Origin of the sequence: Mammaliicoccus sp. I-M35, from assembly GCF_022386455.1 — a bacterium.
In the GTDB taxonomy this organism is placed as follows: Bacteria; Bacillota; Bacilli; order Staphylococcales; family Staphylococcaceae; genus Mammaliicoccus; species Mammaliicoccus sciuri_A.
Genome location: NZ_JAJNIL010000001.1, coordinates 521,337 through 530,342 on the forward strand (window position 1 = coordinate 521,337; position 9,006 = coordinate 530,342).

Here is a 9,006-nt window from a genome sequence, read left to right on the forward strand (position 1 = left end):
CATTAATCAATCACTACGTTGATTATTTTTCAAAATTGCTATTTTGAAGGAGTGAAAATAATGTTTAATTTTAATATCAACTTTATTTCACATGAAAATAAATGGATTTATCATAATGAATACGCATCGATCATATATGTCACAAATGGTTATATTAATATTTTTTATCATACATCGAATTACATGATGACATTGAATAAAGGATTTTTGTGCATTGTACCATATGATGAATATAGCTTTATATATGCAGTTAATGGTCAAATATGTATACTGAATATTAATAAATTATTAATATATACGTTAGCTTCAAATATCTATGAATACTTCTTACTCAAAAATTTCTATCCTATTATTCAGTCTTTCAAATTTGATAAAGTATATGATCACTTAAATACGCTTAATATTCTTGCACCTTATCATAAAGATCAATTAACGACGACCGTTTCAACGCGTATCATTGCGTTATTAGATGATATTAAACAGCCACCTTATCCTAAAATTTCAACTAACGATTCTTATGTAAGTCTTTACCACCACAATCATTATAGAAACCGTCATTTGTTTGAAGCTACTGTGGCACTTATCTTCAATTCAAACCAATCTATTTCAGAAATAGCTTTAGAATATGGCTTTTATGACCAAGCTCATTTTACAAAAGTCTTTAAAAATCATAGAAACATGACGCCGCTTCTTTTTAGAAAAAGATACAATGTCTATTCACATTACAAATAGCGATTGATAATCTCTTCAGCCTCTATATTCTTTGCTAAAATATTTAATGAATCAAAATTCAAATCTTCTGTAATTTCATGCGTTATAACGATTACGTCCATACCAGCATCTATTGCAGCTTGTGCACCATTCGTCGTGTCCTCAATTGCTAAACACTTTTCTGGTTCTACTTCAAGATCATGTGCTGCTTGAATGTATAATTCTGGATTCGGCTTAACAAACGCAACATCTTCACGCCCTTTTATAACATCGACATATTTATCTAATTCTAATCTTTGTACATTAGGCATAATATGTGCTTTATAACTACTAGTCGCGATACCCATTTTCTTTTGATTTTGAGTACCATATTCTATTAAATCTTTAACCACTGGTTTAATAGGCAGAGATTTCGTACCTTCATAATCATCTTCAAACATCTCTTCTAAAGCCTGTTTTGAACCTAAAGCATTCAATATTTTATCATTTAATGCTTCTGATACTGATCCTATTGAAGCTTTATATTCATCTAAACTTATCTTTTCGTTATTCTTTTGTTCAATGTGTTTATTTAACGTGTTAAATAAATTAATTTCTGTATCTATTATCGTACCGTCAAAATCAAATATGATTGCATCGTACATGTTCATACACTCCATTCTAAAAAAATAAGAGACTAGGACTATTCTTAATCCCGGTCTCTTATTCTGATTATAAATCTTCTGATTTAAGTGTCAATTCTAAACGATCGATAATGTTCTCTAATTGTATTAAACTAAGTGATTTTTCCTGTGCAATGCGTTCTCTATTTGTTGCTAAATATTGCACGATATCATGTAATGGGATAATAGAACCTTTTTCTGTCCCATTCTCTTCAATAATAAATAAGCCATCTGACTCATTTAAGTTTAATTCATCTTGTTTGGCATTTGATAAATCATTCTTAAAATATACTGAACCATGAGGAAAATCTTGATGCTTTCTTTCTTCTAAAGAAATGACTGCATCGTGTATATTCTCTTGATTTAATCCATTGTAAAATTGATTAATAATTTGAGTACGATTATCGTGATCGTCGAATAATTTTAGGTTTGTTAACATAGTCATTCACCTCATCCCGTTGCTTATATTTTAACATCTTAAACTGAATATTTAGAGTATTTTATTATTACATTTTCAAGTCATTTATTACATAATTTTTTCGGCATTCACGAAAGCGTCAAAAATTACGTCGTTTCCATATTGTAATTAATTTCAAAAAATAATAATGTTAAATAGAAGTTATACATTATTTGAAATAGAGGTTGAGTACATGAACAAAAGTTTTAATCCATTGAGACGGTTACATTTTTATGCAGCTTTCTTTATCACACCTTTATTATTAACACTCTCACTTACAGGTATTGGTTATTTATTTTATACAAATGTAGAAAATAATATTTACCATGATGAATTTTTTAAAGATAGCACTACGAAAGGTCATCAATCATTAGATGATGCTATTCAAGAAATTAGAGATGTATATAAAGGATACGACATTCAAAAGATTAGTATTATGGATGAGCCATACAATAACAGAGTTACAATCGGGAATGAAGATGGAGATTCACGCTATATTTTCTTGGATGAACATAATCAAAGAGTTGCAAATCAAAATGCTAAATATACATATTCCAACGTATTAAGAGAAACACATAGTTCATTATTCGTTGGTGGAAGTTTTGTAAATTATTTAGTTGAGCTAGCTGCATGTTGGACAATTTTTATGATTATATCAGGTATTTATTTAACTTTTAAATCAAAAGCATTGAATCCAACTAAAAAGAAATCATCATTCTTATTTAATAGACGATTACACGCGATCATAGGACTTATTATTGCAATTCCTATATTCATAATCGTTCTAACAGGCTTACCATGGTCAGCACTTATGGGTAAACAAATTAACCAATTTGCTGAGGATCATCCAAAGCTCGGCTATACAGCATTACAAGCTAACCCACCAGAATCAGAAGATAATGAATTACCATGGGCAACGCGTACTAAGGAGAAACCTTCATCTAAAAAAGATCCACATGCCGCACATCACGGTTCTATGAGTAATGTGATTGGTACAGATGGACAACAAAGTTTAGAAAATATTATCGCAAGTGCTGAAGAAAATGGCATTAAAAAGCCATTCTCTATCGTTTACCCTTCTGATGAAAAAGGTGTATTCACTGTTTCGAAAAGTAGTAATACAGGTGTTACAGGACTAGACGTTGCACCAAAAGAAGAAACAACAGCATATTTCGATCAATATTCAGGTAAACTTTTAGATAAAGTAGACTATGATGATTATGGTATTATCGGTAAATGGTTCAGTTTCGGCATACCTTTACATGAAGGTCATCTATTTGGAACTGCAAATAAAATCATTAACCTATTAGTTTGTTTAGCCTTTATTGGTGGCATTACATTTGGTTTCTTATCATGGATGAAAAGAAAGAAATCCAACTCATTTAGCGCACCAATAAGAACTAGTAATCAAATTCCAATTGGACTCATTGTTTTCCTAGTTATACTAGGAATCGCAATGCCATTATTCGGATTATCACTTATTCCAGTCGCAATTATTGAATTCTTCTTATGGAGACGACATAATAGATTAAATACAGTGTAAATAAAAAGCATATCACGCATCTGAAATTAAATTCAGATTAAGCGTGATATGCTTATTTTTATACAAATATTTAATGCATTCATATATTCATTAAACTTAGCTATTAGCCTCGTCATAATCATTACAAACTGCTTCAAGTAAGTGTCTTAAATCATGATCATCCATATCATCTGGAACTCTAACTTTTATAAGATGATTTTTATCAGTAATAACATGAAAATAATGATGGTCATTCTCATATCCTTTTCCTAGTATTTGCATGAATAACATCCCCTTAGATATATATCAAACACTCATACACTAATAGTATCATACTTATTTAATTTATTTTAATATTTGAATTTCATAATAAATTGTTTACAAGTTAGGCTCAGGATGTACATAAGATGAATAAGCGCCTGCTTCTTTTAATTGATGTTCAACTAAATCACAAATATCATGTGCTTCATCTAATGTTAAATCTTTATCTACAATGATCGTTACATCAAGAAATACACTATTACCATGATAACGCCCTTTTATAGATGGTACGTCTAATACGCCCTCTATATTTTCAATTTCTTCTATATAATTATTTAAATCTTTTTCATGAAAACCATCACTCAACGTGAATATCGATTCTTTAAAAATCGTAAAACCAGTATAAACTATAATAAAGCCAAGAATGACAGCAAGAATAATATCAATTATAGGTAGACCAAACTGTGTAAATATAAGGCCAATACCAGTACCAATGCTGACTAACGCATCAGACAAATTATCTTTTGCTGCTGATTTAAGTGATGTGCTTTTAGTCTTAATCGCTAATTTCCAATTAAACAAATATACTAAAATCATAATAATACCACTTATAAAACTGACCCATATCGTCAGTGTGCTAGGTTCACTATAGTCACCTTGAAGTAATTTAGGAATGTTGCTAGAAATAACTTCTATCCCGACAAACATAATGATAAAAGATACAATTAAAGTTGTAATATTTTCAGTTTTCATGTGTCCATAAGGATGATTCTTATCTGCAGGTTTGACCGAAATCTTCAACCCTACTAGTACTGCCACAGAAACAAATATATCCGTTAAGTTGTTTAAACTATCCGCTTTTAATGCAGCTGAATTATAAGTTGTCCCTACTACATATTTCAAAATAGAAAGAATAATATAAGTAACTAAACTTATATATGCGCCACGTTGTGCAATTCTCAAATTATTTGCCATTTCCAACACTCCAATTTTTTCACTGAAATATGATTATATAACAAAATTTGAGACAAGTTAATGAATTAGTTATCGTAAAATAATATAAATTATTTCGCATATTTATGTTTTAGGCATACCTATATTTCAAGTACATATACTCTTATAATATAGTATTTATATATCTAAAAATTTTTAGTATATGTTCAGATATTATTTGTTACAATGGCCACCCTTGGTTACACTTCCACCGACTTTTGTTACTATGTGCCGCCTTAGTTACAATCCGCCCTACTTTTGTAACGTCTAAAAATCATTTTACTTACAAAACTAAAAAACCCAACAAAGTTAGTTAACTTTGTTGGGTTCGATGACCTTCATACTTATAAAATACTTAATCCGCTAGCTTTAATATCTTTAGCAAATCCTTGAACAGTATCTACAGATAATTCATTGATATCTCTTCCGATGTTTGGTACTTTTGCTACTACATCTTTAGGACATGTAATGATATCTACGCCAATTTCGTCTGCTTGAATAACGTTAAATAATTCACGGCAACTTGCCCATAATAATTTAACGCCTTCTTTACTATGACAAACTTTTTCTGATTCTTTCATTAATGGTAGTGGATCTACACCTGTATCAGCAATTCTACCTGCGAATACTGAAACATATGTTTCAACTCCTGGTTTAATTGCTTCTACTATTTCTTTAACTTGTTCAATTGTATAAACAGCAGTGACATTAACTTTAACATCACTTTCTGATAATTTTTTAATTAAAGGAATCATTGATTCACCTTTTGTATTTACAACAGGAATTTTGACAAATACGTTTTCACCGTATTGTTTTAAAATTTCTGCTTCTTTAGCCATTGTTTCTATATCATCTGCAAATACTTCAAATGAAATTGAAGCATCTGGTATTGCTTTAACGACATCTTCAGCAAATGTTTTATAATCCGTTACACCTGCTTTTTTCATTAAACTTGGATTTGTTGTGAAACCATCAACTTCTTTATTCTGATAGGCTTGTTTCATTTCTTCAATGTCTGCACCATCAGCAAAAACTTGTACTTTAAGATTACTCATGAATTTCATTCCTTTCTACATGTTGTGCATTTATCGTACCATAATTTGCAATCGCTTACTAAATTATTTGTTTAAAACGACAATATCCGAGTTATTTTAAATGTATTTTGAGGTGCTTTATGGCATAATAAGAATAAATATAAATCAAATAATATTTTTTAAGTAATATAAATTGCTTAGGTGGTGTATTTTGATGGCTGATAATATAGAAACAATAAAGCATTTCAAACTATATACGACCGGTTCATTTTTAGGTGACGAAGCAGTCATCAATAATAGTCCTACGAGCCGAGTTGAACGGTACTATATTTTTTCCTACTATTTAGAAATTAATGATTTCAAAATACTCATAAATACAGGCTTTTCCGAACATGTGAAACCAAGTACGGATTTAAAAACTTTAAAATTATTTCGCAGACAAGACTATAAAGTGTACGAAACTTTACCAAGTCAGTTGCTGAAAGATCATGTACATCCAGATGAGATCGATTATTGTATCATTACCAATTTTTCAAGTCATCATCTCGGTTATTTAAACGCGTTTAAAAATGCGACAATCATAACTTCAAGTGAAGCTTATCATGATTTTATTACACAACAAGTTTCCAACAACAATAACCTTCAATTAAGCTTTCATGTTATGCCGGATAACTTTAAAGAACGCATTGAATTTGTAGAAGATTTTGTACAAACTGAACACCCTATTTTGGGTAAAGGATATAAAGTCTTCAATCAAGATGCTTTAGTTAGCTATGATTTGCCAGGAGCCATGCCAGGTCAATTTGGCTTAATGATGACATTCTCTAATTTAATGATTTTTATGTGTAGCGATGCCGCATGGTGCCGTTCAAATATTCAAAAGAATGACCTTCCTACTAAAAGATTGTTGCGCAAAGCATACAACGGCGAACTTTTCATTGAAACCCATTTAAAGCTTATTGATTTAAAAGAAAATGCGAATACCTCTCTTTTTATCATTCCTAGTCATTGTAAAAAAATGGACGACTTTGAAGAAGTAATGGAATTATTAGATGCAATAAAATAATTTATATGATAACATAAACGATTATACGGAATTTTTGGAGGGCATCATGGATAAAGCTAAACGCTATTTATATATATCAATTATACTTATTATTATTAGTTTATTTTTAAGTGCACAAAATCCACTTTTAGAAACGATGTTTGGATCTTTAGTTTCACTCGTACTAATAAGTAGTATATTAAACGGTATTTTATTATTAATTGCTGTCTTTACAACTGATAAGTCAATTAAATATCAAACTGATAAACACTCAACATTATCAAAATTGAATAAACTATTACCAATTGTTTTATTCATCGTCATTTTATATCATATTGTCGTTATAATAAGATTTTTCGGAATAATTTAAGGGAAACATAATGTTTCCTTTTTTTAATGAGGAGGTTTATTAAATGGTATATTTAGCAATATTTTTAGGCGGTGCTATAGGTGGAGGGCTAAGATATTTAGTTTCGTTAATGATCACTAATGACGCTTTCCCGTTCTCCACCTTAACTGTTAACGTAATCGGAGCACTTTTAATGGGTATTTTCTCTACATATTTCATTAGCTATTTCAAAGCACATCCAAATATTAAAAAATTAATTACAACAGGCTTCTTAGGTGCTTTAACAACATATTCATCTTTAAGTTTAGAAACAGTCGAGCTACTAGAACGTGGACATATATTTCTTGCAGGCACATATTTACTCGTTAGTTTACTTCTCGGTTTCATATTTATTGCAATAGGATATAGGAAAGGAACTGATGAAGCATGACGTTATTATATATTATGATAAGTTCAGGTATAGGTGCTCTTTGCAGAAATTTCGTGAATGAATTCTTCACTAAACTATATACAAATCACTTCCCAGTAGCTACTCTAACTGTTAACGTAATCGGAAGCCTTATAATAGGATTTGCCGCACAATATTTAAATGATAATAGTTATTCATATGCAATTATCGCAATAGGCTTCTGTGGAGGATTTACAACATTCTCTACTCACTTTTTAGAAATTTATGAACGATACTTGTTAAAATCATATAAAATGATGACTATTTATATCGTATCAACAGTCATACTATCAATCGGAGCATGTTATTTAGGATATCACTTATAAAACCTCTTAAGTAAAAGGTTCATTTAAATCAATGACAAAATAAAAAGGACTGATAAGAATAAATTTTTTCTTATCAGTCCTTCTGTTTTTAAAAGTGTTTATTTTTAGTTAAGACTCTAACTATTTTACTTATCGGTCTTAGAATCTTTTTTCTTTCTTCTAAATGTTAAAATTCCACCAAATAACGCAATAACAGATGCAAATAAAGTTAAGTTTTTATCTTGTTCACCTGTATCTGGCAATTCTTTAGAATCATTTCCATCATTTGATGAATTGTCTCCATTATCTCCTGAGTTGTCGTTTCCACCGTTTGATGAATCGTCTCCGTTATCTCCTGAGTTGTCGTTTCCACCGTTGGATGAGTCGTCTCCATTATCTCCAGAGTTATCGTCACCGTCATCATCGCCGGGATTGTTACCATCATTTGATGAATCATCTTTTACAATTATAACGAAAGTTGTCGTTGTTTCATTGCCTTCACTATCTCTAGTTACAACTGTAACAGTGTATTCACCAGCTTTTGTCGGTGTGCCTGAAATTGTATTTGTTTCTGGATCGAATGTTACACCGTCTGGTAAGCCACTTACTTCATGTGTCACTGGTTTTCCACTATTATCTTTGCCATTCAATGTTACATCTTTTATTGGCGTATTTACTTCTGTTATTTGATCTTCAATTGGATCTACCGTTGGTGCTGTTGTATCTTCTACTGTAATCGTAAATGTTGTTTCTGTTTTGTTGCCTGATTCGTCTGTTGTAACTACTGTTACATCATAGCTACCTACTGTTGTTGGTGTACCTGAAATTGTATTTGTCTCAGGATCATATGTCACACCTTCGGGTAATCCTGACACTTCATGTGTCACTGGTTTTCCACTATTATCTTTACCGTTAAGTGTTACATCTTTGATTGGCGTATTTACTTCTGTTGTTTGATCTTCAATTGGATCTACCGTTGGTGCTGTTGTATCTTCAACTGTTATTGTAAATGACGTTTCTGTTTTGTTGCCTGACTCATCTGTTGAAACTACTATTACTTCATAACTACCTACTGTTGTTGGAGTACCTGAGATAGTATTCGTTTCTGGATCATACGTCACACCTTCTGGTAATCCTGACACTTCATGTGTCACTGGTTTTCCACTATTATCTTTACCGTTAAGTGTTACATCTTTGATTGGCGTATTTACTTCTGTTG

General features: G+C 30.8%; 12 protein-coding genes. 6 read left to right on the forward strand and 6 right to left on the reverse strand.

Annotated elements, in window-relative coordinates; genetic code table 11:
• The first annotated feature begins 60 nt into the window (after window positions 1-60).
• Window positions 61-732 carry a helix-turn-helix domain-containing protein gene (locus LQ679_RS02535; protein ID WP_239762034.1) on the forward strand — a complete coding sequence of 224 codons (672 nt, stop codon included), beginning with the start codon at window positions 61-63 and terminating at the stop codon, window positions 730-732.
• On the opposite strand, the gene LQ679_RS02540 is transcribed toward LQ679_RS02535, so the two are convergent.
• Both LQ679_RS02540 and LQ679_RS02545 read right to left on the reverse strand, forming a co-directional pair.
• Complete coding sequence (locus LQ679_RS02540) at window positions 723-1,355, reverse strand: HAD family hydrolase (protein ID WP_239762035.1); 633 nt, start codon at window positions 1,353-1,355, stop codon at window positions 723-725. The two genes, LQ679_RS02535 and LQ679_RS02540, sit on opposite strands and share 10 nt — an antisense overlap.
• A gap of 67 nt (window positions 1,356-1,422) precedes the next feature.
• The gene (locus LQ679_RS02545; protein WP_185805829.1) at window positions 1,423-1,812 is read right to left on the reverse strand and encodes a hypothetical protein; all 390 of its coding nucleotides are present in this window, start codon (window positions 1,810-1,812) and stop codon (window positions 1,423-1,425) included.
• 211 nt (window positions 1,813-2,023) lie between these two features.
• On the opposite strand from LQ679_RS02545, the gene LQ679_RS02550 reads away from it, so the two are divergent.
• Window positions 2,024-3,373, forward strand: coding sequence for a PepSY-associated TM helix domain-containing protein (locus LQ679_RS02550; protein ID WP_239762036.1), 1,350 nt, complete (start codon window positions 2,024-2,026; stop codon window positions 3,371-3,373).
• 96 nt (window positions 3,374-3,469) lie between these two features.
• On the opposite strand, the gene LQ679_RS02555 is transcribed toward LQ679_RS02550, so the two are convergent.
• The 3 genes from LQ679_RS02555 to LQ679_RS02565 form a co-directional block, all read right to left on the reverse strand.
• On the reverse strand, window positions 3,470-3,634 hold the full coding sequence (locus LQ679_RS02555; protein ID WP_162841912.1) for a hypothetical protein: 165 nt from the start codon (window positions 3,632-3,634) through the stop codon (window positions 3,470-3,472).
• A gap of 96 nt (window positions 3,635-3,730) precedes the next feature.
• Complete coding sequence (locus LQ679_RS02560; RefSeq protein ID WP_126477611.1) at window positions 3,731-4,588, reverse strand: cation diffusion facilitator family transporter; 858 nt, start codon at window positions 4,586-4,588, stop codon at window positions 3,731-3,733.
• 362 nt (window positions 4,589-4,950) lie between these two features.
• On the reverse strand, window positions 4,951-5,661 hold the full coding sequence (locus tag LQ679_RS02565; RefSeq protein WP_037588645.1) for a transaldolase: 711 nt from the start codon (window positions 5,659-5,661) through the stop codon (window positions 4,951-4,953).
• Between the two features lie 193 nt (window positions 5,662-5,854).
• Here LQ679_RS02565 and LQ679_RS02570 point away from each other — a divergent pair, with 193 nt between their 5' ends.
• Genes LQ679_RS02570 through LQ679_RS02585 form a run of 4 tightly spaced genes read left to right on the forward strand, consistent with a single transcriptional unit; the run spans window position 5,855 to window position 7,808 of the window.
• Complete coding sequence (locus LQ679_RS02570; protein WP_037588647.1) at window positions 5,855-6,706, forward strand: MBL fold metallo-hydrolase; 852 nt, start codon at window positions 5,855-5,857, stop codon at window positions 6,704-6,706.
• Window positions 6,707-6,752: 46 nt separating this feature from the next.
• Window positions 6,753-7,055 (forward strand): hypothetical protein, encoded by a 303-nt coding sequence (locus LQ679_RS02575; protein ID WP_239762037.1) that lies wholly within the window; start codon window positions 6,753-6,755, stop codon window positions 7,053-7,055.
• A 43-nt stretch (window positions 7,056-7,098) separates the two neighbouring features.
• Complete coding sequence (gene crcB, locus LQ679_RS02580; RefSeq protein ID WP_126477612.1) at window positions 7,099-7,464, forward strand: fluoride efflux transporter CrcB; 366 nt, start codon at window positions 7,099-7,101, stop codon at window positions 7,462-7,464.
• Window positions 7,461-7,808, forward strand: a complete 348-nt coding sequence (locus LQ679_RS02585; RefSeq protein WP_037588653.1) for a fluoride efflux transporter FluC — start codon at window positions 7,461-7,463, stop codon at window positions 7,806-7,808. Before crcB ends, LQ679_RS02585 begins: the two co-directional genes overlap by 4 nt.
• 125 nt (window positions 7,809-7,933) lie before the next feature.
• On the opposite strand, the gene LQ679_RS02590 is transcribed toward LQ679_RS02585, so the two are convergent.
• On the reverse strand, window positions 7,934-9,006 hold a 1,073-nt coding region (locus LQ679_RS02590), incomplete at its 5' end, for an LPXTG cell wall anchor domain-containing protein (protein WP_239762038.1).

Excerpts from the sequence above, each read along its gene's own strand:
- LQ679_RS02535 (WP_239762034.1), top strand. The coding sequence starts at position 61 with ATGTTTAATTTTAATATCAACTTTATTTCACATGAAAATAAATGGATT.
- LQ679_RS02540 (WP_239762035.1), bottom strand. The coding sequence starts at position 1,355 with ATGTACGATGCAATCATATTTGATTTTGACGGTACGATAATAGATACA.
- LQ679_RS02545 (WP_185805829.1), bottom strand. The coding sequence starts at position 1,812 with ATGTTAACAAACCTAAAATTATTCGACGATCACGATAATCGTACTCAA.
- LQ679_RS02550 (WP_239762036.1), top strand. The coding sequence starts at position 2,024 with ATGAACAAAAGTTTTAATCCATTGAGACGGTTACATTTTTATGCAGCT.
- LQ679_RS02555 (WP_162841912.1), bottom strand. The coding sequence starts at position 3,634 with ATGCAAATACTAGGAAAAGGATATGAGAATGACCATCATTATTTTCAT.
- LQ679_RS02560 (WP_126477611.1), bottom strand. The coding sequence starts at position 4,588 with ATGGCAAATAATTTGAGAATTGCACAACGTGGCGCATATATAAGTTTA.
- LQ679_RS02565 (WP_037588645.1), bottom strand. The coding sequence starts at position 5,661 with ATGAGTAATCTTAAAGTACAAGTTTTTGCTGATGGTGCAGACATTGAA.
- LQ679_RS02570 (WP_037588647.1), top strand. The coding sequence starts at position 5,855 with ATGGCTGATAATATAGAAACAATAAAGCATTTCAAACTATATACGACC.
- LQ679_RS02575 (WP_239762037.1), top strand. The coding sequence starts at position 6,753 with ATGGATAAAGCTAAACGCTATTTATATATATCAATTATACTTATTATT.
- crcB (WP_126477612.1), top strand. The coding sequence starts at position 7,099 with ATGGTATATTTAGCAATATTTTTAGGCGGTGCTATAGGTGGAGGGCTA.
- LQ679_RS02585 (WP_037588653.1), top strand. The coding sequence starts at position 7,461 with ATGACGTTATTATATATTATGATAAGTTCAGGTATAGGTGCTCTTTGC.